24 protein-coding genes and 1 pseudogene are annotated in these 24786 nt (G+C 67.9%); 10 read left to right on the forward strand and 15 right to left on the reverse strand.

Annotated features, from left to right (window positions below):
* Positions 1 to 20: 20 nt before the first annotated feature.
* Positions 21 to 1703: a sigma-54-dependent Fis family transcriptional regulator gene (locus ABIB25_RS04980; protein WP_354527310.1), complete on the reverse strand. Its 1683-nt coding sequence runs from the start codon at positions 1701 to 1703 to the stop codon at positions 21 to 23.
* A gap of 202 nt (positions 1704 to 1905) precedes the next feature.
* Here ABIB25_RS04980 and ABIB25_RS04985 point away from each other — a divergent pair, with 202 nt between their 5' ends.
* The 4 genes and pseudogenes from ABIB25_RS04985 to ABIB25_RS05000 all read left to right on the forward strand — a co-directional run bounded on the left by ABIB25_RS04985 (position 1906) and on the right by ABIB25_RS05000 (position 4836).
* Positions 1906 to 3021 (forward strand): NDMA-dependent alcohol dehydrogenase, encoded by a 1116-nt coding sequence (locus ABIB25_RS04985; protein WP_354527311.1) that lies wholly within the window; start codon positions 1906 to 1908, stop codon positions 3019 to 3021.
* Positions 3018 to 3449: pseudogene (locus ABIB25_RS04990) on the forward strand (AAA family ATPase); the annotation flags it as partial. The gene ABIB25_RS04985 and the pseudogene ABIB25_RS04990, both read left to right, overlap by 4 nt.
* Positions 3450 to 3601: 152 nt before the next feature.
* Complete coding sequence (locus tag ABIB25_RS04995; RefSeq protein WP_354527567.1) at positions 3602 to 3940, forward strand: MoxR family ATPase; 339 nt, start codon at positions 3602 to 3604, stop codon at positions 3938 to 3940.
* A 71-nt stretch (positions 3941 to 4011) separates the two neighbouring features.
* Entirely contained in the window at positions 4012 to 4836 is an 825-nt protein-coding gene (locus ABIB25_RS05000; RefSeq protein WP_354527312.1) for a VWA domain-containing protein, read from the forward strand.
* Between the two features lie 2 nt (positions 4837 to 4838).
* On the opposite strand, the gene mftD is transcribed toward ABIB25_RS05000, so the two are convergent.
* The 4 genes from mftD to mftA form a co-directional block, all read right to left on the reverse strand.
* Positions 4839 to 6023, reverse strand: a complete 1185-nt coding sequence (gene mftD, locus ABIB25_RS05005; protein WP_354527313.1) for a pre-mycofactocin synthase MftD — start codon at positions 6021 to 6023, stop codon at positions 4839 to 4841.
* An 86-nt stretch (positions 6024 to 6109) separates the two neighbouring features.
* Positions 6110 to 7330, reverse strand: a complete 1221-nt coding sequence (mftC, locus tag ABIB25_RS05010; protein ID WP_354527314.1) for a mycofactocin radical SAM maturase — start codon at positions 7328 to 7330, stop codon at positions 6110 to 6112.
* Entirely contained in the window at positions 7327 to 7632 is a 306-nt protein-coding gene (mftB, locus tag ABIB25_RS05015) for a mycofactocin biosynthesis chaperone MftB (RefSeq protein WP_354527315.1), read from the reverse strand. The genes mftC and mftB overlap by 4 nt, the downstream gene beginning before the upstream one ends.
* 16 nt (positions 7633 to 7648) lie before the next feature.
* The gene (gene mftA / locus ABIB25_RS05020; protein ID WP_354527316.1) at positions 7649 to 7801 is read right to left on the reverse strand and encodes a mycofactocin precursor MftA; all 153 of its coding nucleotides are present in this window, start codon (positions 7799 to 7801) and stop codon (positions 7649 to 7651) included.
* 250 nt (positions 7802 to 8051) lie between these two features.
* Here mftA and mftR point away from each other — a divergent pair, with 250 nt between their 5' ends.
* From mftR to mftE, 4 genes are read left to right on the forward strand one after another with little or no spacing between them, the layout of a single operon-like run.
* Positions 8052 to 8699, forward strand: coding sequence for a mycofactocin system transcriptional regulator MftR (gene mftR, locus ABIB25_RS05025; protein WP_354527317.1), 648 nt, complete (start codon positions 8052 to 8054; stop codon positions 8697 to 8699).
* Between the two features lie 19 nt (positions 8700 to 8718).
* Positions 8719 to 9543 carry an SDR family oxidoreductase gene (locus tag ABIB25_RS05030; protein ID WP_354527318.1) on the forward strand — a complete coding sequence of 275 codons (825 nt, stop codon included), beginning with the start codon at positions 8719 to 8721 and terminating at the stop codon, positions 9541 to 9543.
* Positions 9540 to 11132 (forward strand): mycofactocin biosynthesis glycosyltransferase MftF, encoded by a 1593-nt coding sequence (gene mftF / locus ABIB25_RS05035; protein WP_354527319.1) that lies wholly within the window; start codon positions 9540 to 9542, stop codon positions 11130 to 11132. The genes ABIB25_RS05030 and mftF overlap by 4 nt, the downstream gene beginning before the upstream one ends.
* Positions 11122 to 11874, forward strand: coding sequence for a mycofactocin biosynthesis peptidyl-dipeptidase MftE (gene mftE, locus ABIB25_RS05040; RefSeq protein ID WP_354527320.1), 753 nt, complete (start codon positions 11122 to 11124; stop codon positions 11872 to 11874). Before mftF ends, mftE begins: the two co-directional genes overlap by 11 nt.
* 17 nt (positions 11875 to 11891) lie before the next feature.
* On the opposite strand, the gene ABIB25_RS05045 is transcribed toward mftE, so the two are convergent.
* Positions 11892 to 13652 carry a pyruvate dehydrogenase gene (locus ABIB25_RS05045; RefSeq protein WP_354527321.1) on the reverse strand — a complete coding sequence of 587 codons (1761 nt, stop codon included), beginning with the start codon at positions 13650 to 13652 and terminating at the stop codon, positions 11892 to 11894.
* Between the two features lie 226 nt (positions 13653 to 13878).
* Between ABIB25_RS05045 and menB the strand changes: the two genes are divergently transcribed.
* Both menB and ABIB25_RS05055 read left to right on the forward strand, forming a co-directional pair.
* Positions 13879 to 14739: a 1,4-dihydroxy-2-naphthoyl-CoA synthase gene (menB, locus tag ABIB25_RS05050; protein ID WP_354527322.1), complete on the forward strand. Its 861-nt coding sequence runs from the start codon at positions 13879 to 13881 to the stop codon at positions 14737 to 14739.
* A gap of 535 nt (positions 14740 to 15274) precedes the next feature.
* A complete protein-coding gene (locus ABIB25_RS05055; RefSeq protein ID WP_354527323.1) occupies positions 15275 to 15520 on the forward strand; it encodes a hypothetical protein in 246 nt (81 codons plus the stop codon).
* On the opposite strand, the gene ABIB25_RS05060 is transcribed toward ABIB25_RS05055, so the two are convergent.
* The 9 genes from ABIB25_RS05060 to mmsB all read right to left on the reverse strand — a co-directional run bounded on the left by ABIB25_RS05060 (position 15496) and on the right by mmsB (position 24566).
* On the reverse strand, positions 15496 to 15669 hold the full coding sequence (locus tag ABIB25_RS05060; protein WP_354527324.1) for a VOC family protein: 174 nt from the start codon (positions 15667 to 15669) through the stop codon (positions 15496 to 15498). The genes ABIB25_RS05055 and ABIB25_RS05060 overlap by 25 nt on opposite strands.
* Before the next feature lie 128 nt (positions 15670 to 15797).
* On the reverse strand, positions 15798 to 17018 hold the full coding sequence (locus ABIB25_RS05065) for a CaiB/BaiF CoA transferase family protein (RefSeq protein ID WP_354527325.1): 1221 nt from the start codon (positions 17016 to 17018) through the stop codon (positions 15798 to 15800).
* 5 nt (positions 17019 to 17023) lie between these two features.
* Positions 17024 to 18013, reverse strand: a complete 990-nt coding sequence (locus tag ABIB25_RS05070; protein ID WP_354527326.1) for an electron transfer flavoprotein subunit alpha/FixB family protein — start codon at positions 18011 to 18013, stop codon at positions 17024 to 17026.
* Between the two features lie 69 nt (positions 18014 to 18082).
* Complete coding sequence (locus ABIB25_RS05075; RefSeq protein ID WP_354527327.1) at positions 18083 to 18862, reverse strand: electron transfer flavoprotein subunit beta/FixA family protein; 780 nt, start codon at positions 18860 to 18862, stop codon at positions 18083 to 18085.
* Between the two features lie 70 nt (positions 18863 to 18932).
* Positions 18933 to 19718 (reverse strand): enoyl-CoA hydratase, encoded by a 786-nt coding sequence (locus tag ABIB25_RS05080; RefSeq protein WP_354527328.1) that lies wholly within the window; start codon positions 19716 to 19718, stop codon positions 18933 to 18935.
* On the reverse strand, positions 19715 to 20809 hold the full coding sequence (locus tag ABIB25_RS05085) for an enoyl-CoA hydratase/isomerase family protein (protein WP_354527329.1): 1095 nt from the start codon (positions 20807 to 20809) through the stop codon (positions 19715 to 19717). Before ABIB25_RS05085 ends, ABIB25_RS05080 begins: the two co-directional genes overlap by 4 nt.
* Entirely contained in the window at positions 20806 to 21939 is a 1134-nt protein-coding gene (locus ABIB25_RS05090; protein WP_354527330.1) for an acyl-CoA dehydrogenase family protein, read from the reverse strand. The genes ABIB25_RS05085 and ABIB25_RS05090 overlap by 4 nt, the downstream gene beginning before the upstream one ends.
* Positions 21940 to 22114: 175 nt before the next feature.
* The gene (locus tag ABIB25_RS05095; RefSeq protein ID WP_354527331.1) at positions 22115 to 23599 is read right to left on the reverse strand and encodes an aldehyde dehydrogenase family protein; all 1485 of its coding nucleotides are present in this window, start codon (positions 23597 to 23599) and stop codon (positions 22115 to 22117) included.
* Positions 23600 to 23663: 64 nt separating this feature from the next.
* On the reverse strand, positions 23664 to 24566 hold the full coding sequence (gene mmsB, locus ABIB25_RS05100) for a 3-hydroxyisobutyrate dehydrogenase (RefSeq protein ID WP_354527332.1): 903 nt from the start codon (positions 24564 to 24566) through the stop codon (positions 23664 to 23666).
* Positions 24567 to 24786: the final 220 nt, after the last annotated feature.

A 24786-nucleotide genomic window follows, 5' to 3' on the forward strand; every position in this document is an offset into this window, starting at 1 on the left:
GCGACCGGGTGACCGGGCCATCACGCCTGAGTAGCAGCCCCGGAGGCCGGGTTGCTGATTCGCAGGCCACGCATGCGGTTGTAGAGCGTGCCGCGGCTGATGCCGAGGGCCTGCGCAGCGCGCAGCTTGTTGCCGGCGTGATCGGCCAGCGCGGCCAGGATCGCGTCCCGCTCCGCCCGTTCGCGTCCCCCGAGATTCTTGCCTGAACCGGGGGATCGGTACACCGGCGGGAGATCGGCGACCGTGACGTCGCCGACGCTCCGCCGGGAGGCGACATGTGTCATGACGGCCCGTAGCTCGTGAAAATTTCCCCGCCATTCCTGCGCGGTGAGCGCATCGATCGCGCTCGGGGTCAGCCGCAGTGGTGCGCCACCGCTCACCTCGCCCAGCATCCGCGCGGCCAGTTCGCCCAGGCCCTGCGCACGGTGAGACAGCGACGGCAGGTCGACCGACCGGACGCACATGCTGGCCAAGGTATGCGCCAGCCCGGTCAGCGAGTCGATCGGCCCAGACGTCACGATGAGGTCCGAGCGGAGCTGCTTCTTCGCCAGCGAGATGATCAGGTGCACCAGCCGGTCGGGCAGCAGGTCGATGCCCTCGACGACCACGGTGCCGGCACGGTTGCTCATTGCGTCCGCGAAACGCTGCGCCCAGGTCGATTCGCCTTCGAGGGCGGCGAGTCCCGGCTCGAGCACCGCGACGGGATGCCGCTGGATCGCGGCGCGCGCGGCCGTCGACCGCCCGGTACCGGCCTCGCCGGAAATGAGGATCGGCAGGCGCGTGCGGGCGTGGTCGCGGCCGACGTCGCGGGCCACCTCACGACCACTGTCCTCCAGCGCATCGTCGCCGGACGGCGTGATCTCGAAGATGGATCCACCGGCCGAGCCTTCGACGCCGCGGGCCAGCACCGTCGCCCGGCGTCCGTTCTGCAGCGGGAAGTCGGTGGAGAAGGCAGAGCCACTGTCGCCATTCCCCACGAGCGCCCGCAGCATCGCGAAGTCCGCCGGATTGAGCAGGTCCAACGCGGCCCGGTTGGACAGCACGACATTGTCGCCCAGGGCGACGATCGGGTGCCGCCGGTGGGCCGTCATCGTCTGGAAGGCCGCGAACAACCGGCGCTCGGAGGTGCGCGCCTTGTCCAGCAGGCGCTGCTCGATGTGATCGACCGAGTGCGAGACGAGCGCGGCCAGGAGGGGATTGACCGCCGGCCCGATCGAGGTGAAGTTCAGGACACCCTCGACGCGGTGGGTGAGCGGATGGTGGATCGGCCGGCCATAGCAGCTGAAGGATTTGAGGTCGTCGGCGTAGTGCTCGGCTCCGTTGATCGCGACTCCGCGTCGCAACTCGAGCGCAGTGCCGAGGCCGTTGGTCCCCACGACGGATTCCAGGCAGGCCGCACCCGGGCCGACGCCGAGTGCGTCGAAGGTGCCTTCCGCGCGGCTGTCGTCGCACCAGCGGTGCACCACACGACACTCGCGGTCGGCCAGCAACATGCTGTGCCCCGAATCGGCCAGTTGCGCCTGCAGGCTCTCCAGCACCGGACCGGACGCTGTCATCAGCCGGCTGTCCGGATCGAATTCGGCGGTGCGCAGATTGGCCATCGTCCCCTCGTGCCGGAGTCCGACCTCGCGGGAACGCGCCCAGGACAGCGCAATCTCCGGCCGTTGCCCGGGAGCCGCGGATTCCAGTTGCCAATTCCTCAAGCTTGCTTCGCCTTCCTGCGCCGATGCAGGTCACGGAAATCCGTCTGGTGACAGCAGAAACTGCAGAACAAGAGTGACCGCAACGTCGATCAGGTCGTGCGCTCCAGCGGTGCGCCCGTCGAACTGTCCAATAGTTGAACAGTGACCACCGGCGCCTTCTGCGAGTGTAACGCTCGTCACCCACACCAAAGGAGTTGTGCAGATGAAGACCAAGGCCGCTGTCGTCGTCGAGCCAGGCAAGCGCATCGAGATCGAGGAACTGGATCTCGATGGACCGCGTGAAGGTGAGGTACTGATCCGCTACACCCACGCGGGCCTCTGCCACTCCGACATCCACATCGCTCACGGCGATCTCCCCGCACGACTCCCGATGGTGCTCGGCCACGAGGGCGCCGGGATCATCGAAGAGGTCGGCCCCGGCGTCACCCGCGTGAAGCCCGGAGACCACGTCGTCTGTTCGTTCATCCCGAACTGCGGCGTCTGCCACTACTGCGCCACCGGACGCCAGTCGATCTGCGACATGGGCGCCACCATCCTGGAGGGTTACCTGCCGGGTGACCGCTTCCCGATCACCGGACCGCGCGGCCAGTACGGCGCGATGTGCATGCTCGGCACCTTCAGCCAGTGGGGCGTCATCCACCAGAACTCGGCCGTGAAGGTGGACGACGACCTGCCACTCGACAAGGCCGTCCTGGTCGGCTGCGGAGTCCCCACCGGATGGGGCGCGGCCGTGAACACCGCCAACGTGCGGGCCGGCGACACCGTCGCGGTCTACGGCGTCGGTGGTATCGGGATCAACGCGGTGCAGGGCGCGCGGTACGCCGGCGCCAAGAATGTCATCGCCATCGACCCGCTGGAGAACAAGCGCGAGAAGGCCATGGAGCTCGGGGCGACGCACGCGTTCGCGACGGCCGCCGAGGCGCAGGCGGCGATCACCGACATGACACGGGGGCGTGGCGCCGACTCGGCCATCCTCACCGTCGGCCTGATGACGGAGGAGGTCGTCAGCAGCGGTTTCGATGCCATCGGCAAGGGTGGCACCGTCGTCGTCACCGGTCTGAACAAGTTCGAGGAGCAGTCCATCCATCTCTCCGGGGCCGTGCTCACTCTCTACCGCAAGAGCATCAAGGGCAGCCTGTTCGGCGATTGCAACCCGACCACCGACATCCCCAAGATCCTCGGCCTCTACCAGAGCGGTGACCTCAAGCTGGACGAGATCATCACCCGCACCTACACCCTCGAGCAGGTCAACGAGGGTTATGACGATCTGCTGGCCGGTAAGAACGTCCGTGGCGTCGTCATCCACGAGCATTCGTGAGTCGAGTTGCCGAAGGCACCATCGGGCGGTCCCGAGAGGTCGAACTACTGCTCGCCGCACTTGACGGTGGCGCGCATGTCGTCCTGGAGGGGCCGCCCGGCACCGGCAAGAGCACGCTGCTCCGCACCGTGGCCAGAAGTCGTGACGTGCCGTTCCATTTCGTGGAGGGCAACGCCGAACTGACACCCGCGCGATTGGTGGGGCACTTCGACCCCGCGCGGGTGTTGTCCGACGGCTACGTGGAGGAGATCTTCGTCGACGGGCCGCTCGTCGCCGCTCTGCGCGACGGCGGTCTGCTCTATGTGGAGGAACTGAACCGGGTGCCGGAAGAGACGCTCAACGTCCTCATCACGGTGATGTCGGAGGCCGAACTGCACGTCCCCCGTCTCGGGAGGATCGATGCCGCAACGGGTTTTCGGCTCGTCGCAGCGATGAACCCGTTCGACGCCGTTGGCACCGCTCGCATCTCGGCTGCCGTCTACGACCGGACCTGCCGGATTGCGATGGGCTATCAGCCGGCGCAGGACGAGAGTGACATCCAGCGCGGGCGCCGGTCGTCCCCGATCAATGGCGGGCGAAAGTGGTCGAACTGGTCCGCCGGACCCGTGCTCACCCGGACATCCGGGTCGGCTCCTCCGTACGGGGGGCGATCGACCTGGTCCGGGTCGCCACCTCGCTGGCGGTCGCACGGGCGGTGCCGGTCGACGACTGGAAGCTCGGCCTCGACGCGGCTTTCGTCTCGCTGTCCGGTCGGATCAGGTTGGCCGAGTCGGCCGGTCGGACGCCGGAGACCATCGTGCGCCAGCTCTACGAGGATGTCTTCGACACCGAACCCGCCGACGACGAGAAGTCCTCGCCGGACGGTGATGCGCCGGGGGAAGCGGTGGCCCGCCACCAGGAGCGGGCAGCTCAGCGGTAAATCGTCCCCAGCGTGGGGCCAGGACGATCTCCCGCACCGATCTCTCCCGTCGGCACGAGCAGTTCGACGCCGTGTCGCCGGAGCTCGGAGAGATCGACGAGGCGGCGTTGGAGGAGGCCCTGCGGGGTGATTCGGCCAAGGCGTTGCACATGTTGGCCGACCTCACGACGGCGACCGACGAGTCGCTGCGGGAGCAGGCCCGGAAGCTGGCGGGCCGGATCATGCTCGACCTGGCCCGCACGGGCGTCGCCCCGAGATCCGGAAGTGTGCGGCTGCAACCGGTCCCGGCTGACCGCGGCGGCGACCTCGACGTCGATCTGTCGATGGACGCGATCGCTTCCGCGCGGGCCGGCGGGCGGGTGCCGCACCTGGACGAGCTTTTCTCGCGCGATTGGCGCCGACCGGACGTCGCGCTCTGCCTGCTCGTCGACGCTTCCGGGTCGATGAGCGGGGACCGGTTGGCCGCGGCCGCGCTCACCGCGGCGGCCTGCGCCTGGCGGGCCCCCGGTGAGTTCGCGGTGCTGAGTTTCGACCGACGTGTCCGCGTCCACCGGGCGATCACCGCGACCAGCGCTCCGGTCGAGACCGTGACCGGGCTGCTGGAGCTGCGCGGTCACGGCGTCACCGCGGTCGCGGCTGCACTGCGCGCGGCGGCGGAGCAGCTGGCCTCGGCCCGCGCCGCCCGACGCATCACCATTCTGCTGAGCGACTGCCGCGCCACCGACGAGGAGGATCCGGTACCCGCCGCGCGGGCGCAACAGGAGTTGATCGTCCTGGCCCCGGCCGAGGACTGCGAGGAGGCAACGGCTCTCGCGGCTGCGGTCGACGCCAAGATCGGTCGACTGCGCAGCGCGGCAGATGCCCCCGCGGCACTTGCGGCGGCCTTGGATCGGTGAGCTCAGGAGTCTGCAGGAACTCCGAGATCACGGCGGAAGTCGGCGGGCATGACGATGTCGCCGGGCCGGAGGTCTGCGATGTCGGAGTGCCCCAGGCCCAGCAGAGCGGAATCGATGCCCCCGCGCAGGATGTCGAGAACGTTCTCGACCCCGGCCTGGCCGTTGGCGGCCAGGCCCCAGAGGTAGGCGCGGCCGATCATCACCGCGCGGGCACCGAGGGCGACGGCTTTGACGACGTCACTGCCGCGCCGGATCCCGCCGTCGAGCACGATCTCGATCTTGTCCCCGACGGCTTCCGCCACGGCCGGCAATGCGCGGATCGTCGCCGGAGTGCTGTCGAGGTTGTTGCCGCCATGGTTGGACACCGAGATCGCGGTGACACCAGCGTCAACAGCCTTGCGGGCGTCGTCGACGCGCGAAACCCCCTTCAGCATCAGGGGTCCGCCCCACACCTTCACCAACCAGGCAACGTCCTCCCAGGTGGGCGGAGGGGTCTGCATCCATTCGCCATACACCCCGAAGAAGGTCGGGGCGGAGGTCCCGGGGGAGGCCATGTTGGGCACGGTGAGGTCTGGGATCTTGCCGGTGCGCGCGAACGCCAACAGCCACTTCGGGTGCGTGATCGCTTCGGGTGCGTACTGCCACATCGCTTTCAGGTCGACCTTCTCGGGGATGCTCGGGCTGCCCCAGTCACGTCCCTGCGAGAACGACCAGTCCAGGGTCACGATCAGGCCCACGGCGCCGGCCGCCTTGGCCCGGTCCATCCGCTGCTTGATCTGGTCCAGCGACCCCGACCAGTACAGCTGGAAGAAGGTCTGCGGGTTGGCGGCCACCACGTCCTCGACGCTCTTGCTGGCGAAGGAACTCAGGCCCATCACGGTGCCGCGCGCGGCGGCTGCCCGCGCGACGGCCACCTCACCGTCGGGATGGACGGCCTGCACGCCGGTCGGCGAGATGATGACCGGGAGCGAGATTTCCTGCCCCATCACGGTGGTCGCCAGATTCCGCTTGGCCGACATGCCCGCGACATGGGGTGCGAAGCCGAGTTCGCCGAAGGCGGCCTGGTTGTCCTGGATCGTCAGGCCACGTTCGGATCCCGCCACCAGGGCCCCGTAGACGGACTTGGGCAGCCTCTTCTTCGCGCGACGCTGTGCCTCTGCGACAGTCTCGAACCACGCATTGCCCATCGGTCATACCTTTCGTCTTCGTTGACTGGTTCTCTGGCGCAGGGGATCTAGGCCCGTCCGGTTCGATTTGACGAGTACTGCAGCCCTCAGGCGAGCGCTTCGACCCGCAGTCCCGCGACCGGGTCCTCGTTGCAGTCACGGCTCGGTGGCTTGCGGTCGAGCGTCAGCATCACCGGCGCGTTGGCCAGGGTGGCCTTGTGGGAGTGGTCGAGTGATGGTTTCGGGGATAGACCCGGGGTTACCTTCGAGAGCGCGATCTCGCCGTAACCCTTGACGCACTCCGGGTCCGGGCCGTCCAGCGGCAGCCCGGTGAAGAACTTCGCAGCCATGCACCCGCCGCGGCACGAGTCGTAGGCCGAGCAGGACGAGCATGCCCCGCCACTCTGCGGCTTGCGCAACTCGGCGAACAATTTTGAATCCCGCCAGACCGTCTGGAAGCCACCGGGGGAGCGGACGTTTCCGGCCAGGAACGATTCGTGGATCGCGAACGGGCAGGCGTAGACGTCGCCGACCGGATCAATCAGGCAGACGACTCGCCCTGCGCCGCAGAGGTTCAGGCCCGGCAGTGAGTCACCGAACGCAGCGAGGTGGAAGAACGAATCGCCGGTGAGGACGTTCTCCCCGTTCAGCACCAACCAGTCGTACAGCTCGCGCTGTTGACCGGGCAGCAGGTGCAGCTCGTCCCAGACGTCGGCGCCACGACCGGACGGCCGGAGCCTGGTCAGCCTGAGCTGCGCCCTGTACTTGTCGGCGATGGCCTTGAACTCGTCGAGCTGTCCGATGTTCTGGCGGGTGCAGACGACGGAGATCTTGAAACCGGCGAATCCGGCCGCAGCCAGGTTCTCCATCGCTCTGATGGCCGTGTCGTACGAGCCGACTCCACGGACGTAGTCGTTGACCTCCGCGGTCGCCCCGTCCAATGAGATCTGCACGTCGACGTAGTCGCTGCCGGCCAGCCGCTCTGCGACGGCGGACGAGATCTTGACACCGTTGGTGGAGAACTTCACCCCGACCTTGTGGGCTGTCGCGTAGTCGACGAGCTCCCAGAAGTCCGACCGCACAGTGGGTTCGCCACCACCGATGTTGACGTAGAAGACCTGCATCCGTTCGAGTTCATCGATCACGGCCTTGGCCTCGGCGGTCGACAGCTCCCGGGGATCGCGCCGCCCGGAGCTCGACAGGCAGTGCGCGCACGCGAGGTTGCACGCGTACGTGAGCTCCCACGTCAGGCAGATCGGGGCGTCCAGCCCCAATGCGAAGTGCTCCACCAATGGCAGCACCGCAGGGGGTTTGATCGCAGCGGTCATGTGGAGCGCTCCCGGATGGTCTCGGTGGAGGCAAGGGTGGCCAGTGCCCGCTGGAACTGCTCCAGCCGGGCCGGCTCTTCGATATCGGCCGCGCGACATGCGGCGCTGGCAGACGCGTGGTCGGCGAGGCCCCGCACGACAGTGACGAGAACGGGATCCTTGAGAAAGGACAGCCGTCTCGTCTTGAATGAATAGAGGAGCGCGCCGAAAGGTTCTGGGCGGATCTCCACCTGGGGATGCAATTCGTACGGGAGGGCCGGGTCGAATGTCGCCGGCAGGTCCGTCAACTGCGCGTCGCTCATGGCCGGTCGCCCGGGTTTAGTAGACGCCGCACATGCCGTCGATGGAGACATCCTCGACGAGGAGGTCGGACAGCTTCGTCGGGGCGGTCGCGGTCGGGGTTTCCACGGAGGCCTGCTCCGTTGCGATCTCTTCGGCGGCAACGGCGTCCAGAACAACAGTGTCGGACATGGGGTTCCCCTTCATCGGTTGAGCACGGTGATCCGGTCACATCCGGGACTGTGCGCTGGGTCACTTCGGACGATATTGACACTCAGTGCCGTTTGTCAAGGAATTCGGGCTGACGAATTCCTGATCCCTGAGATCGTCTGCTGTGCAACGGTCTACCTTGGGTCCGGGTGGTGCCGGTAGGGTCACCGGTCAAGACAGGTCCCGATGGCCAACACAGGTCACGATGGCGGGGTGAGAGGGAGGACGGCGGGTGAACCGAGCGATCGCGACCGACTCCGAGTCGACAGCTCTGGGGCCGGCAGGTCTGGGGCCGACCGGCATCGGGAGGCCGCCGGTCACCAGCAGGGCCGAGCTCGAACAGATCTCGCTGACGATGTTCTCGGCACAAGGTTTCGAGGTGACGTCCGTCGAAGAGATCGCGGCTGCGGCGGGCATAGGGCGGCGGACCTTCTTCCGCTATTTCAAGTCCAAGAACGACGCCATCTGGGGCGATTTCGACACCCAACTCGATCGATTCACACAATGGTTCGACCAGTGTCCACCGGAGATGCCGATCCTGGCGGCGATCCAGGCAGGCGTCGTTGAATTCAATTCCTTCGACGCGTCGGCGACGAGGCTGCTGAAGGACCGGATGCGTATCATCCTGTCCTCCCCGGCGCTGCAGGCGTACTCGACACTGCGGTACGGCGCGTGGCGGGCCGTCATCGTCGCCTTTGCCGCTGCCCGGCTCGGCGTGCCGAAGACTGCTCTGGTGCCGAGGACTCTGGGTCACCTCGCGCTCGGCGCGGCGCTCGCGGCCTACGAGCAATGGCTCGCTACCGACGACACCGACCTGATTCCGCTGCTGCAGCAGTCGCTCTCGATCCTCACCGCCGGATCGATCCCGGCCGGCCCATGACCGACGGAACGGACAGCCGATGACGGCCGACACGTACGCAACGACGGAATGGGCGGTCCCGCGGCCCGTTGCGCTGATCACCGGTGCCGCCCGGGGGATGGGTGCCCAGGTTGCGCTACGACTGGCGAGGGACGGGTTCGACCTCGTCCTCCTGGACGCTCCTGCCACCGACGCCATCGCCGATCTGGGCTACTCCCTCGGCTCGCCCGAGCAACTGCAGGCCACCGCTCAACTGTGTCGGGATCTGGGAGTGGAGGTGCGCGCGATGTCTGCCGACGTCAGGGATCAGGATGCGTTGGGTGCGGCCGTCGCCCTCGTCGAACCAGGTCGACTGCACGCGGTGGTGGCTGTCGCCGGCATCATCGGCTCCGACCAGCTCGCGTGGGAGTTCAGCAAGGCAGACCTGGACCGTGACCTCGACACCAACTTCCACGGCGTCGCCAACCTGGCCAGGGCGGCCGTTCCCGCGCTGCTCGGGGCGCCACGCGGTCGAGGTCGGTTCGTGGCCGTCGTCTCCACCGCGGGCGAGACCGGGCTTCCCCGGCTGGCCGGGTATGTCGCTTCCAAACATGCTGCGCTGGGCTACATCCGAGCGTTGGCCGCGGACCTGGGGCCGTCGGCGGTCACCGCCAACGCGGTGCTCCCCGGGAGCACCAGAACGGCGCTCCTGGAACGAAGCGCCCGTGTCTACGGCCTCCCCAACGCTGAAGCCTTCGCTCCGCATCAGCGGCTCGAACGAATCCTGGAACCCTCCGAGATCGCGGCGGCCGTCGGCTGGCTCTGCAGCCCCGCTTCCTCGGCGGTCACCGGGACCGCGATGCGGGTCGACGGAGGATTCGTGTGACCGACGAGAACACCAGGGCGCGGGCGAGCGCAGCGACGGGGGATGTGGACGGGGCGAGCGGAGCGACGGGGGATGTGGACGAGGCGAGCGGAGCGACGGGGGAGGTGCGCGCTGGTTGGCGTCCGGGACCCGGTGTCCGGTGGTTGGATTCGACGACGATGGCCGGCGGCACACCGTACCGGGTCGTGACCCTGACCGAGCGTGGGGCCGCGACGGTGCGGGACCTGCTCGATGGCGCAACGGTGCCGGAGGATCCCGCGGTGGGCGAATTGCTCGACCGATTGGTCAGTGCGGGGCTGATGCTGGCACCGCCCCCGCCGTCCGCCGTCGGGCTCTCCGTCACCGTCGTCATCCCGGCCCGTTCCGATCCGCAATCCCTCGGTGCGCTGCTGGACCGCATCGGTCCTGACGTCCCGGTGATCGTGGTGGACGACGGGTCGGAGCCGCCGCTCGCCGTGGTGGCCGACGGTCGGGAGAATGTCCAGGTGCTGCGGCACCAGACCTCCCGTGGTCCGGCAGCTGCCCGAAATGCCGGAGTGGCAAGGGCTTCCACCCAGTGGATCGCCTTTCTCGACGCCGACACCCTGCCCGACGACGGGTGGATCGAGAGCCTCAAGGGGCGCATCGACCAGACTGACGACGCCGCCGGCGCGGACGCCGCCCGGGTGGTCCTGGCCGCACCGCGTATCTACCCACTGCCGGCCGGTGGCTGTGGCGGCTGGTTCGAGCAACGCGTGTGCGCGTTGGATCTCGGTGGGACACCGTCGGACGTCGGTGTGGGCCAGGTGGTCTCCTACGTGCCGAGCGCGGCTCTCCTGGTCGACGCGCAGGTATTCGCCGACGTCGGCGGTTTCGACGAGGCAATGCAGGTCGGCGAGGACGTCGACCTGGTCTGGCGGCTCGCCGCACACGGCCGGATCCGGTATCTCCCGGATGTGCGGGTCGGCCACCGGCCACGCACCAGCCTGCGGGCAGCGCTGGCCCGCCGGATCGACTATGGTGCCAGCTCAGCCGATCTCGGTCGCCGTCATCCGGGCGCGCTACGCCACGTCGACGTCTCGATCTGGTCGTTCGGGCCGTGGTTGGCGGGAGTGCTGATTCATCCGCTGGTCGGTCTGGCCGCTGCCACCGCGACGACCGCCATCGCGCCCTGGGGGATGCGGACCCTGTCACCGTCGCACGCGCGAAGGTTGGCCGCGCAGGGGCATCTGCGGGCCGGCGGCGCGCTCGGGCGGTGGCTGATCCGGCCGATGGCGCCGGCCACGCTGGTCGTGTCGCTGGTGATGCCGAAGGTGGGTCGGAGGCTGGGGATGACCGCGGCGGCCGGGCTGGTGTATCTCGTTTCCCTCGATGTGAAGTCTGCCCGGACGGCGAACGCCTCTTCCGGCGCATCGACCGCCGAGGGCGAGAGCCGTTGGAAGGCGGCGCGTCTGGCGGGCGGGTCCTTGGTCGCCCGGACGCTGGACGATCTGGCCTACAGCGCCGGGGTCTGGCGCGGTGTGCTCGCCGAGCGAACGCTCGAGCCGGTGCTCCCACGGGTCCGCGACCTGCCGGACCTCCGTCGCCGGCGCGGTCGCCATGCCCGTTGAGTCGGAGGCGGGTCTGCAGCCGCTGGAGACCGCGCGATGGCCTCAGGTCGCCGAGTCTGCGCGCACGCTGCTGATCTGGCCGATCGGGTCCACCGAGCAGCACGGTCCTCACCTACCGTTGGGGACCGACACGATCATCGCTTCCGCACTGGCGGCCGAGGCACACCGGCATGCCCCGCACGCGGCGTTGGCGCCGGCCCAGGCGATCGGCGCCAGCGGCGAGCACGCGCACTTCCCAGGCACCCTGTCGATCGGTACCGAGGCGCTGACCTCCGTCGTCGTGGAGTTCGTCCGGCACGCATGCCGGACGTTCGACCACGTCCTGGTGGTCAACGGACACGGAGGCAATGTGTCTGCGCTGCAACGGGCTTCGGAGTTGATGCGCTACGAGGGCAGGTCCCTGACCGTCTGGCACGCTGCGGGATCCGGTCCGCGTTCGGATGCGCACGCCGGGTTCCAGGAGACCTCGCTGATGCTGTACCTGTCTCCGGAAACGGTGCGGGCGGACCTTGCTGCTGCCGGTGCCACCCAACCGCTGGCGCAGTTGCTCGAACCGATGCGCGCCGGCGGCGTGATCGCCGTCAGCCCGAACGGCGTGCTCGGAGATCCGACCGGTGCTACGGCACTGCGGGGGCAGGCGTTGTTCGAGGAGATGTTCGGCCGCCTGCTTGCAGTCGTCGATTCGCTGACTGCGCATCGGTCCGACTGCGTTCAGGGGGCCGACAAGGAGCCGCCTGTCTGATGCCGCACTTTCCGTGTCTATGGCTTCGGAATGAGCCGAAGGTTGGCGGCGGCCAGGTGCAGCATGTCGCCGACGCCGCCGCCCAGCACGGTCTTGCTGATCGACAGGGCGAATCCCGCGGCCTCCTCCTTCGTCAGGTGTGGGGGGAGTTCGAGGGCGTCCGGGTCGGTGACCACGTCCAGCAGAGCCGGCCCGTCGTGATCCAGGACAGACCGGAGCGCAGCCGGCAGGTCCTTCGGATCCTCGACCCGCACCGCGTGGAACCCGACCGCTCTGGCGATCGCCGCGAAATCGACGTGGTCGTGGTCGGTCTCGAACGGCGGATCCCCGGCCACCATCATCTCGAGGCGGACCATGCCGAGGCTGGAGTTGTTGAACACCACCACCTTGACCGGCAGGCGGTGCGTCTTCACGGTGAGCAGTTCGCCCATCAGCATGGCCAGTCCGCCGTCGCCGGACAGCGAGATCACCTGACGTCCGGGGTAGGTCTTCGCGGCGCCGATGGCCTGGGGGAGGGCATTCGCCATCGTGCCGTGCACCCACGACCCGATCAGCCGTCTCCTGCCGTTCGGTGTGATGTACCGGGCCGTCCAGGTACAGCACATCCCGGTGTCGGCAGTGAAGATCGCGTCGTCGTCGGAGTAGCGATCGATCAGGGCGGCCAGGTACTCCGGATGGATCGGTGTCATCTTCTCGACGTTGTGCGTGTAGACGTCCACCGAATTCTTGACCTGCTTCGCGGTCTTGGCCAGCATGTCGTCGAGGAACGAGCGGTCGGTCTTCTGGGTGAGCATGGGGAGCAGTGCCTGGATCGTCAGGCCGACGTCGCCGCAGACCCCGAGGTCCAACGGCGTCCGGCGGCCGAGCCGGGAGGGGTCGATGTCCACCTGGATCGTGTGCGACTGCGGCAGGAACGCGGTGTAGGGAAAGTCGGTGCCCAGCAACAACAACACATCCGCCTCGTGGCAGGCCTGATAGGCGGCGCCATATCCCAGCAGACCGGACATCCCGACATCGAAGGGATTGTCGTACTGCAGGCTCTCCTTGCCGCGCAGGGAATGTCCCACCGGGGCGTTCAGCTTCGACGCCAGTTCCAGCACCTGGGCCCTGGAGTGGGCGCATCCGATCCCGCCGAAGATCGCCACTGTCTTCGCCTCGTTGAGCCGGGCAGCCAGATTCTCGATCACGGGCGTGGGCGGCACGGAAAGCGATCGGGGCACGGCGGGAGCGGAGGTGCCCGTCTCCGTGGTGGCGTGTTCCTCGAGCACGTCGCCGGGCAGCACCAGCACGGCGGCCCCGCGGAGGCCGACCGCGTGGGCGATGCCGATCCTGGCCAGCCGGGGCATCTGGGACGGCTGGGAAACCATCTCGCACCAGTGGCTGGCCTGGTCGAACAGCTTCTCGGGATGGGTTTCCTGGAAGAAGCCAGTGCCGATCTCGGCTGCCGCGATGTGGGACGCGAGTACCAGCACCGGGGCGCCAGAGCGGTGGGCGTCGAACACCCCCTGGATCAGATGGGTGTTGCCCGGCCCGCAACTGCCTGCGCACACGGCGAGCTTTCCGGTCAGTTGGGCCTGGGCGGAGGCAGCCAGTGCCGCGGCCTCCTCGTTGTGGACGTGGACCCAGTCGATTCCACCCTCGGCGGCGCCGCCGCGACGGCGCACCGCGTCGCTGAAGGCGTTGAGGCTGTCACCCACCAACCCGAAGATCTGCGTGACGCCTGCCTGGACGAGCACCTCGACCAGCTGATCCGCAACGGTCTGCTTCTTGCCGAACATGGGCCGACTTCCTCTCCGGACGGTGCTGGTCCGTCCCGCTGAGCACTACGTTCCCGGTGGCGCCGGGAGGCACACCCTCGATGATGCCCTCCGGCGGCAGCCCGGCCCCGCGCGGACCTGGTCCGGCAGCGTGACCGGGAAGGTGCGGTCGGTGGGCGGTTAGGGTGGCAGCAGGCCGAACTCGGCAAGTAGAAGCCGCGTCGGCGCCCATCGAAGGACGGTCAGCATGTCGACACCAGAGCCCACTGCGTCAGACCAGCCGGATCCCATCATCTGGACGGCTTCGGGTGAGTACGAGGACATCAGCTACGAGACGACCGAGGATGGGATCGCCAAGATCACCATCTGCCGGCCGGAGGTGCGCAACGCGTTCCGCCCCCAGACGCTGATCGAGATCTCGGCCGCCCTGCTGATCGCCCGCGAGGACGAGCGGGTCGGCGTCATCATCCTGACGGGACAGGGCGACAAGGCGTTCTGCTCCGGCGGGGACCAGCGGGTCCGTGGCGACAGCGGCTACAAGACCGACGAGAGCTCGGTCGGACGGTTCCACGTCACCGATCTGCAGGTCCAGATGCGCCGCCTGCCCAAGCCGATCGTGGCGATGGTGGCCGGGTTCGCCATCGGTGGCGGCCACGTCCTGCACATCGTCTGCGACCTGACGATCGCAGCGGACAACGCCATCTTCGGACAGGTCGGTTCGAGGGTGGGTTCGTTCGACGGTGGCTTCGGAGCGAGTTCGCTCTCCCAGCTCGTGGGAATGAAGAAGGCCAAGGAGATCTGGTTCCTCTGCCGGCAGTACAACGCCCGGCAGGCGCTGGACATGGGCATGGTGAACGCCGTCGTGCCGCTGGCCGATCTCGAGACCGAGACGGTGAGGTGGTGCCGCGAGATGCTGGAACTGTCGCCGTTCGCACTGCGCCTGATGAAGGCCAGCTTCCACGCCGCGGAGGACGGATACGCGGGCATCCAGCAGCTCGCCCACGACACCAACCTGCTGTTCTACGGATCGCAGGAGGCGCAGGAAGGCCGAGAGGCGTTCAAGGCCAAGCGCAAGCCCGACTTCGCCCAGTTCCCCAAGCGCGCCTGAGCGCCGTTTCGATCAGCATGGACCCCGCTCGGGCGGGACGAACGGTTCGGTCGCCCGGAAACCGCATCGGCGGTCGTAGGAGACTGATGGTGTTGAGCCGACCATTCGAATGCCCGGCAGTGTGTCGAGACTTTGATGGCTCCGGCCGCAGGGTCCGCAGTGGCAGCGGAACCCCGTGATGCTGCGACGGTGGTGCTGATGCGGGATGGGGATCCGCCAGGTCCGGGACAGCTGCAGATCCATGTGATGCGGCGCCAGACCACGATGGCCTTCGCGGCAGGGATGGCGGTCTTTCCCTTGCCGAGCACGGGCCCTGACTCGCCGATGTCCTCCGGTCCCGTGGTCTCGTCCTTCGAACGGATCTGCTGCGAGCCTGGTCGGTGTGGACCACGCCCGAGTTCGAGCGCCGCCGCTATCGGTCGTGGTTCTTCCTCGCCGTGCTGCCCGAGGGTCAACAAACGCGGGATGTGTCGACCGAAGCCGTTGCGGTGGAGTGGGTCTCGACCATGCGATCCGATGGGCCGATAATCGCGCCGTGTTGATGCTCCCACCTCAGTACTCGACCTGTCTGGACCTGTCCGGGTACTCCGGGACCGCGGAGATACTGGCGGGGCAACGGAGCCCGGAGAGCATCGCACCGACCGTCGGGTCTGATGACGACGGCGCGTTCCTGGTGCTCCCGGACCCAGCGGCCCCCACGCCGAAGTCCGTACATTCGCGGAATCCGTCGGACCGGGCGCAGAGAGCGAACACCCGTCAGGCGTCCGGTGCTGTCGACTGAAGTACGATCCCGTTGCCGTCCGGGTCGGCGAAGGTCACGAAGCGGCCCCAGGGCTGGAGGTCGCCTCCCATGGGGTTTTCCCGGATCAGGTCGAATCCCAGCACCCCGACGTAGAACTCTTTGGCACGATCCTGATCGGCCACCGGCACGGACACGATGTGAATGCACACGATTGCCGTCGATGCATTTTGCGGCGCCCGGCCGGAGGTGTCCAGTCAGACCGTCTGCTGCGTCCTGGCCGCCGCAGCAGTGCTGTCGGTCACGGGGAAGCCGGTTGTCAGTCAAGGGTCTGGTCGTTGGTCGGGGAGGCACTCAGCCAGGCGCGGATGGCCTCGCCGTCACCACCCAGCGTGGGCGGCGCGACATGATCCGTCCGCGTGGTCTCGGTTTCGCCGTCCGGCCCGGGGGAGAAGAAGCGCAGCGGTGGGCCGGGCAGCGTGAGCGGGCCGAGAGTGGAGTGGTCGACGGAGATCTTCAGACCCTGCGACTCAGTCTGGTCCCAGTTGTAGACCTGGTCGAGCGTCCGGACCTTGCCCGCCGGGATCCCTGCCGCAGCAAGACGTTTCAGCAGGGTCTCGGAGTCGATGTCGGCGAACGCCGCCTCCAGCAGTTCGATGACCTCCTGACGGTGGCCGACCCGGTCGCTGTTGGTGGCCATGCCGAGCGCGGCCGGGTCGAGACCGAACTCGGAGCACAACCGCTTCCAGAGGCCCTCGCTGCCACACGACAGCTGCACGTTCCCGCCCGCGCACTGGAACAGACCATAGGGCGCGATGGACGGGTGGTGGTTGCCCTGCGCCTGCCCGACCTTCCCGGCGACCGTCCATCCGGTGCCCTGGAAGGCGTGCACGCCGACGACGGCTGCGAGCAACGAGGTGCGCACGACCTGCCCGACGCCGGTGCGCTCGCGCTCCATCAGCGCGGCCAGCACACCGTAGGCGCCGTACATCCCGGCCAGGAGATCGCCGATGGGCACGCCGACCCGCTGGGGATCGTCAGGGCCCGAACCGGTGAGCGACATCAGACCGGCTTCGCCCTGGGCGATCTGGTCGTAGCCGGCGCGGCCACCTTCGGGTCCGTCGTGCCCGAAGCCGCTGATGGCCAGGGTGACCAGCCGCGGATTCAGTGCAGCAAGCACATCCGTGCCGAAACCGAGGCGGTCGAGGGTGCCGGGCCGGAAGTTCTCCATCAGCACGTCGGCGCGACGCAACAACTCGGTGAGAACCTGCTTGTCGGCGGGATCCTTCAGATCGAGAGCGATGGATTCCTTGTTCCGGTTGGTCGACAGGAAATACGTCGACTCGCGGTCGCCTTCGTCCGGCTGGACGAAAGGTGGTCCCCACGAACGGGTGTCGTCACCCGAACCGGGGTTCTCCACCTTGATGACGCGGGCACCGAGGTCGCCCAGCATCATCGCCGCGTGCGGGCCGGCCAGGGCCCTGGTCAGATCGATGACCAGGGTCCCGGCCAGCGGACCACCAGTTCCGTTGTCCGACACGCAGGTCAGCCCTTGCGGGTCTTGACGGCGGAGGCGAGTTGCGGGGCGACGGTGAACAGGTCGCCGACGACGCCGTAGTCGGCGATCTCGAAGATCGGGGCGTCGGTGTCCTTGTTGACCGCGACGATCGTCTTGGACGTCTGCATCCCGGCGCGGTGCTGGATGGCGCCGGAGATCCCCAGGGCCACATACAGTTGCGGGGACACGGTGGTGCCGGTCTGGCCGACCTGGAACTGGTGCGGGTAGTACCCGGAGTCCACCGCCGCGCGGGAGGCGCCGACGGCGCCGCCGAGCACATCGGCGAGTTCTTCGACGACGTGGAAGTTGTCGGCCGAGCCGACACCGCGGCCGCCGGAGACGACGATCTTGGCGCCACCCAATTCCGGGCGATCCCCGGCCTCTTCGGGCAGCCACTCCGACACGGTGGTCGTGGTCGCAGCGTCCACCTCGGTGGCCAGGTCGACGATCTCGGGCGAGCTCACCGGGTCGGCGGCACCGTCGATGCTGTTGCCGCGCACCGAGATCACCGGCACACCGCGGGTCACCTGGTAGCGGGTGGTGTAGGCGCCGCCGAACACCGACTGCGTCGCGACCACCACCCCGCCCTCCAACGCCACGTCCACCACGTCGGCGAGCAGACCGGAATCCAGGCGCACCGCCAACCGACCGGCGATCTCCCGACCGTCGAACGTCGCCGCCACCAACACCGCCGCCGGACCCTGCGCACCACCCGAAGCCGCGGCCGCCGCCACCGCAGCCTGCAGCGCCGCGACCTGACCGGTCAGCAGCACCTTGGTCGGATCCACCGACTCCGCCGCGTACACCTTGACCGCACCGGCCGCGCCGAGTTGCTCGGTCAGAGCAGCCGCCGTACCCGCAGGGCCGATGACGACCGCCGACGGTGCACCCAACCGGGCCGCCGCGGTCAGCAGCTCGCCGGTCACCTTGCGGATCGCGCCGTCGGCATGCTCGACCAGAACGATGACTTCACTCATAGCTGTCATTCCTCCTCTATTTCGATTGCGTCGTGTCGGATGAATCGTCGTCTCAGATCGAACGCGGGATCAGATCAAGCGCTGTGCGACGAGGAACTCGGCGATCCCGTTGCCGGCCTCACCATCATCGGTGACCTTCTCCCCCGCAGACTTCAGCGGCCGAGGAGCACCGGACACCACCTGAGTCGACGCATTCACCAACCCCAACGACGAAGCATCCAAACCCAGATCCGCCGCCGACAACACCGACACCGGCTTCGACTTCGCCGCCATGATCCCCTTGAAATTCGGATACCGCGGCTCACCGACCTTCTCGTTCACCGACAACACCACCGGCAACGACGCCGACACCCGCGCCGCACCACCCTCCACCACCCGCTGCGCCGACACCACCGAACCCTCCACCGACACGGCAGTCACCGACGTCACCGCCGCCCACCCCAACCGCTCCGCCAACATCGCCGGCATCGACGCCGTCCGACCATCGGTGGCCTCATTGCCCGTGATGATCACGTCCACCTCCAACGTCCTCAACGCCGCCGCAAGAGCCGCCGACGTCTGCAACGCATCCGAACCGGCCAACGCCTCATCCAGCACATGCACCGCCTTGTGCGCCCCCATCGCCAACGCCTTGCGCAACGTCTCCTTCGCCCGATCCGGACCCATCGTCACCACCGTCACCGTCCCCCCATGAGTCTCGGTCAACTGCAAACCGATCTCCACACCCTTGGAATCGATCTCATCGATCACCGCATCAGAAGAATCACGATCCAAAACCCAATCCGACTCCCGCAGCTTCCGCTCGGAATACGTATCAGGAACCTGCTTGACCAAGACTGCAACATCCATCGGTTCGTCCCTTGCGAGTAGTGAAGTGGTGCTGGTCGTTGACGGCCACGGTAGCGCAGGCGCTGCCGGGTCAATGGTGGCGAAAGGACGGCTTGCGCTTCTCGACGAACGCCGCCATGCCTTCCTTCTGGTCAGCGGTGGCGAAGGTGGCGTGGAACATCCTGCGTTCGAAGCGGATACCCTCGGCCAGGGTGGTTTCGAAGGCCCGGTTGACTGCTTCCTTGGCCATGCTCACAATTGGCGCGCTGTATCCGGCGATGGTCGCGGCCACCGAGAGGGCCTCTGCCATCAGCTCGCTCGCGGGGACGATGCGGGAGACCAGGCCGGCGCGCTCGGCCTCCTCGACCTCCATGACGCGGCCGGTGAGGCACATGTCCATCGCCTTCGCCTTCCCGATGGCCCTGGTCAGTCGCTGGGACCCTCCGATGCCCGGGATCACTCCGAGGCGGATCTCCGGCTGCCCGAACTTGGCGTTGTCGGCCGCCAGCAGGATGTCGCAGAGCATCGCCAGTTCGCATCCACCGCCGAGCGCATGGCCGGCCACCGCCGCGATGAGCGGTGTGCGCAGGTCGGCGAGCCGGTCCCAGTCACGGAACAGGTCGTCCACGTAGACCCCGGGGAACCCCTGTGGCTGCATCTCCTTGATGTCGGCCCCGGCGGCGAACGCGCGGGCCGACCCGGTGATGACGATGGCACCGATCGCCGGGTCGCGGTCCAGTTCGGTAGCCGCCGCCACGACCTCCAGCATCAGGGTGCGGTTCAGCGCGTTGAGCGCCTCGGGCCGGTTCAAGGTAATCCGGCCCACCCGTGGAGCGCTGTCGGGTCGATCGACGAGAATCGTCGTGTAGTCGGTCATCTCGCGTCCTCGAAGAGCTGTGGCACGACCAGTTCCTCCTGCTCGGGAAAGGGTGGGTTGTCCACAGGGGCGAAGAAGCTCCGCAGACGCTCATCGGTCACACCGTCGAAGGTCGGAGGCGACCAGACGGGCTGCCGATCCTTGTCGATCACCTGCGCCCGGATGCCCTCCGCAAGGTCCGTGGACCGCAGGGCGGCGTTGACCGCCCGAAACTCCAGGTTCAACGCCTGTTCTAGGGTCGCCGCCTCGGAACGGACCGTCCGGATGGCCAGCAGGCTCGCCGTCACGCAGGTGGGGGAGGCCGCGGTGATGGCATCGGCGGCGGCCTGGGCCTCGGGCTGCCCGGCCGACCGCAGGCGCAGAACGATCTCCTGCGGGGTGGGCGCGCCGTAGCAGTTGTCGACCCAGGTGCGTTGTGCCGGAAGGGATCCGGGTGGCAGGCTGCCCCCGAAAGAGTAGACGGCCGACTCCACGCCGTTGACCGCGATGGTGGCGACGAGTTCGGCGAGGTCGCGATGGTCCACGTAGTGGTCGGCCATCCCGAGGGTGATGACGTCGGCTGCGCCCAGGCGCGTCCCGGTCAGGCCGGCGTGCAGCCCGAGCCAGCCCGGCGCCCGTGCCAGTAGATAGGTGCCGCCGACGTCCGGGATCAGGCCGATCGTCACCTCGGGCATCGCGAGCTGCGTCCGGTCGGTGACGATCCGGTGCGACGCGTGCGCGGCGAGACCGACGCCGCCGCCCATGACCAACCCGTCCATCAGGGCCACCACTGGCTTGACGTAACGGGCGATGAGGTAGTTCATCAGGTACTCGTCACGCCAGAAGTCGATCGACGCGGTCCCGCCGGACAGAGCGTCCTGGTAGATCGCACGGATGTCGCCGCCGGCGCACAGACCACGGTCCCCGGCGCCCGAGATGATCACGGCGGCCACGTCGTCGTCGTGTTCCCACGCGGTCAGCGCGGCGGTGATCAGGCCGACCATCTCGTGATCGAGGGCGTTGATGGCTCTCGGACGATTGAGCGTCAGGTGACCGAGCCCATCGCCCGTGGTGATCAGCACCGGACCGTCCGCCCGCAGATGCGAGATCATGCGACCAGCGTCCTGGCGATCACCAGCTGCATGATCTCGTTGGTGCCCTCGAGGATCTGGTGCACCCGCAGGTCCCTGACGATCTTCTCGATGCCGTACTCGGCGAGATAGCCGTAGCCGCCGTGGATCTGGAGGGCACGGTTGGCCACCTCGAAACCGGTGTCGGTGGCGAACTTCTTGGCCATCGCGCACAGCTGGACCATGTCCTTGCTGCCGATGTCGATGGCGTCGGCCGCCTTGAACAGCAGCAGCCGCGCCGCCTCCAGAGATGTTGCCATGTCGGCCATCTGGAACTGCAGGGCCTGGAATTCGTTGATCGGACGACCGAAGGCCCGTCGATCCGCGGAGTAGGCCAGGGTCTTCTCCAGGGCCGCGCGGGCGCCACCGAGAGAGCTCGCTCCGATGTTGACCCGACCACCGTTCAGGCCGCTCATCGCGATGCGGAAGCCGTCGCCGGGTACGCCCAGCATGTCGTGTGCCGGTACTCGGACACCGTCCAGGATCACCTGACGGGTGGGCTGCGCATTCCAGCCCATCTTGGCCTCGTTCGGCCCGAACGACAGACCCGGTGCGCCCAGTTCGACGACGAACGCCGAGATGCCTTTCGCCCCGGTGTCGGCGGTCCGGGCCATCACCACGTAGACGCCACTGGCGCCCGCACCGGAGATGAACTGCTTGACCCCCGTCAGGACGTAGTGGTCCCCGTCCAGGACGGCCTTGGTGCTCAGCGACGCGGCGTCGGAGCCGGCGCCCGGTTCGGTGAGGCAATAGGAACCGAGGGTCTCCATGGAACACATCGAGGGCAGCACCCGGCGCCGGAGGTCGTCGTTGCCGTACTTGTCGATCATCCATGCCGTCATGTTGTGGATGGAGATGTAGCTGGCCAGCGACGGGCATCCGGTTGCGAGGGACTCGACGATGACGGCCGCGTCCACCCGGCTCAGGCCCGAACCGCCGACGTCCTCTCGGACGTACATGCCGCCGATGCCGATCTCGGCGGCCTTCATCAGCACGTCGACGGGGAAGTGCTTGGTGCGGTCCCACTCGACCGCGGAAGGCGCCAGGAATTCGTCGGCGAACTCCCTCGCCACCTCGGCCAGGGCCCGGTGATCGTCGGTCAGGTCGAACATGGGCGGCACCTTCGGCTCGGCGTTGGGGGAAGGGGTGATGAAGGGTATTCGGAGCGAGCTGGAGAATTGGTTGGTCCTCCGACTATCTGATGTCCAACAGTTTACGGCAAGCGAATGCGGCTCACCTCACAGGACTGAACCCGGTGGGGGGCCGCATCCTGGCGTCAGCCAGGCGTCAGCCGAGTTTCACGTTGATCTGCTTCGTCTGCGTGAAGCCCTCGATGGCACCTTCGATCGAGAACTCGCGTCCGAGACCGCTCTGCTTGTAGCCGCCGTAGGCCTGCCCGATGACCTGCCCGCCGCCCTGGTTGACCTGCACCCAACCCGAGTCGATCCGGTGGGCGGTGTCCAAGGCCTCGGTGAGGTTCTGCGACCAGACGAACGCGGCCAGACCGTAGTGGGAGTCGTTGGCCATCTTGATGACCTCTTCGCGGTCGCTCCACGGGATGGCGACGAGCACCGGCCCGAAGATCTCCTCCCGGGCGATCCGCCAGGTGTTCTGCACCCCCGCGAAGATCGTCGGGCCTTGGTAGAAGCCGTCGAGGCCTTCCGGCGAGTAGTCGCCACCGTCGAGCGCCACCCGGACCCCGGGCTGGCTCTTGCCCTCGTCGATGTACTCCTTGACGGAGGCGTACTGGGAGGCGTTGATGATCGCTCCCATGTCGGTCCCCTCGTCGAGGGGATCGCCGACCTTGAGCGCAGAAGCCTTGCGCACCACGGCTTCCAGCACGACATCGTAGACGCTCTCGTGGATGAACAGACGGGAGCCTGCGGTGCAGGACTGACCCTGGCGGGTGAACCGCATGCCCAGCAGGATGCCGTCGGCGAGAGCCTCGAGCCGGTCGGGTGCGGCGGCGTCCGGGAACACGATTGTCGGGCTCTTGCCGCCGAGCTCCAGCGATGTGTGGGCCAGGCGGGCGCCGGTGACCTGTGCGACGTGCTTGCCGACCTCGGTCGAGCCGGTGAACGAGACCTTGTCGACTCCCTCGTGGACCAGGAGGGCCTCGCCCACCACGCTGCCCTTGCCGGTGACGACGTTGAGCACCCCCGGTGGGAGGAACTCGTTGGCGATCTCGGCCATCAGCAGGATCGTGAGCGGAGCATCGGCCGCCGGCTTGAGGATGACGGTGTTGCCGGCCGAGAGAGCGGCGGGCACCTTCATGCCGGCGATCATCAGTGGAGAGTTCCACGGCAGGATCGCGGCGACCACACCCAGCGGCTCGCGGCGGGTGTACTGGAGCTGGTCGTTGCCGGCCGGCAGCACCGTGCCCTTGAACTCGCCGGCCACGCCACCGAAGTAGCGGAACAGGTTGACGAGGGTCTGCGATTCCGGGCGGGCCTGAGGGCGCAACGCGTTGCCGGTGTCGGTCGCCGTCAGGAGGGCGAGTTCCTCGGCGCGCTCGGCCAACGCATCGGCGATGCGGAGCAGCGCCAGTTGACGGTCCTTGAAGTGCAGATCGCGCCAGGCCGGGAACGCGGCCCGGGCGGCCTCCACAGCGCGGTCCACGTCGACGGCCTCGCCCTGCGGTACGCGGCCGATGACGGTGCCCCTGCGACTCGGGCTGTGGACGTCGGTCCACGCATCGTTCGCGGCGTTGACCCGGTCACCGCCGATCAGCATCGGGAAGTCGGTGACGGTGATGTCGGATGTGGTGGTCATGGCTACCTCAAGGGTGGGTGGGTCGGTGTCGGGTGGGTGGGTCGATGACAGCGGGTGGGTCCGGTCAGGAGCCCGGTGCGGTCAGACTGCCGTCGAACAGCTTGACGACGGCTGCGCTGTCGCTGCCGCCCCAGCCTAGTTCGATCATCCTGTCGAGGTAGGAGACGATCAGGGTGGCGAAGGGCAGGTCGGTTCCGGTCGCCTCTCCGGCCTCCAGGGCGAGGCCGACGTCCTTGCGCATCAGGTTGATCGCGAAGCCGCCCTCGAAGTCGCGGTTGACGGCGGCGTTCTCGACGACACCCTTGACCGGGTACCAGTTCCGCAGCGCCCAGCTGTCACCGGATGACACCGAGGCGATGTCGAAGAAGACCTTGGGATCGAGCCCGAGACGTCCGGCCAGGATGGAGCCCTCGCAGAGCGCGGCCAGGTTGATGCCCAACATCATGTTGTTGGCCGTCTTCGCCGCCTGACCGCTTCCGGGCCCACCCGCGTGGAAGATGCGGCCGGCCATCACCTCGACGAGCTCGCGAACCGAGGCCAGGTTCGCCGCGTCGCCGCCGACCATGAACGTCAGGCCACCGGACTGGGCACCGAAGACGCCGCCGGACACCGGCGCGTCCAGGAAGCGGAATCCGGCAGCCGTCACGCTCTCGTGCAGTGAACGGGCGGTGGCGATGTCGATCGTCGAGCTGTCGACGACCAGCGTGCCGGGGGCGATATGGGCCAGCACGCCGCCTTCGCCATTCAGCACTGCCTCGACGTGGCGCCCGGCGGGCAACATGGTGAACACCACCTCGGCGCCGGACACCGTCTCCGGGATCGAAGAGGCGATCACCACTCCGCTGTCACCGGCGGCCTTGGTGGCCGGTTCGGACAGGTCGAAGCCGGTGACCTGATGTCCGGCCGCCACCAGGTTCGCGGCCATCGGTCCGCCCATGTTCCCGAGCCCGATCCAGGCAACTCTCACTCAAGACTCCTCTGTCGGCGCGACTCTGCGCGATGGATGGCGACCCTGTCACGGTGCGTCGCTCGACACGTCGTCACCCGTGGTGGTCCTGCGGCTATTGTCTGCCGGGCTGCAGATCGCCGCAATGCGGAGTTGTGCACGCGAGTCGTGCAATCATGCACAGGCGAAGCCCGACCGTGGTGGATGGTCGAGGACCCGGACGGCGCTGGTTCGTCAGCGC

Source organism: Nakamurella sp. UYEF19 (assembly GCF_040546275.1).
Taxonomy (GTDB): domain Bacteria; phylum Actinomycetota; class Actinomycetes; order Mycobacteriales; family Nakamurellaceae; genus Nakamurella.

Coding starts and splice junctions, on each gene's coding strand:
- ABIB25_RS05080 (WP_354527328.1), bottom strand. CDS start 19,718: ATGACCGACTACACGACGATTCTCGTCGATCGACCCGACAGCGCTCCA.
- ABIB25_RS05095 (WP_354527331.1), bottom strand. CDS start 23,599: ATGACCACCACATCCGACATCACCGTCACCGACTTCCCGATGCTGATC.
- ABIB25_RS05075 (WP_354527327.1), bottom strand. CDS start 18,862: ATGGATGTTGCAGTCTTGGTCAAGCAGGTTCCTGATACGTATTCCGAG.
- ABIB25_RS05085 (WP_354527329.1), bottom strand. CDS start 20,809: ATGATCTCGCATCTGCGGGCGGACGGTCCGGTGCTGATCACCACGGGC.
- ABIB25_RS05030 (WP_354527318.1), top strand. CDS start 8,719: ATGACGGCCGACACGTACGCAACGACGGAATGGGCGGTCCCGCGGCCC.
- mftB (WP_354527315.1), bottom strand. CDS start 7,632: ATGAGCGACGCGCAGTTGACGGACCTGCCGGCGACATTCGACCCGGCC.
- ABIB25_RS05070 (WP_354527326.1), bottom strand. CDS start 18,013: ATGAGTGAAGTCATCGTTCTGGTCGAGCATGCCGACGGCGCGATCCGC.
- mftA (WP_354527316.1), bottom strand. CDS start 7,801: ATGTCCGACACTGTTGTTCTGGACGCCGTTGCCGCCGAAGAGATCGCA.
- mftC (WP_354527314.1), bottom strand. CDS start 7,330: ATGACCGCTGCGATCAAACCCCCTGCGGTGCTGCCATTGGTGGAGCAC.
- mftE (WP_354527320.1), top strand. CDS start 11,122: ATGCCCGTTGAGTCGGAGGCGGGTCTGCAGCCGCTGGAGACCGCGCGA.
- ABIB25_RS04985 (WP_354527311.1), top strand. CDS start 1,906: ATGAAGACCAAGGCCGCTGTCGTCGTCGAGCCAGGCAAGCGCATCGAG.
- mftD (WP_354527313.1), bottom strand. CDS start 6,023: ATGGGCAATGCGTGGTTCGAGACTGTCGCAGAGGCACAGCGTCGCGCG.
- ABIB25_RS05090 (WP_354527330.1), bottom strand. CDS start 21,939: ATGTTCGACCTGACCGACGATCACCGGGCCCTGGCCGAGGTGGCGAGG.
- ABIB25_RS05045 (WP_354527321.1), bottom strand. CDS start 13,652: ATGTTCGGCAAGAAGCAGACCGTTGCGGATCAGCTGGTCGAGGTGCTC.
- menB (WP_354527322.1), top strand. CDS start 13,879: ATGTCGACACCAGAGCCCACTGCGTCAGACCAGCCGGATCCCATCATC.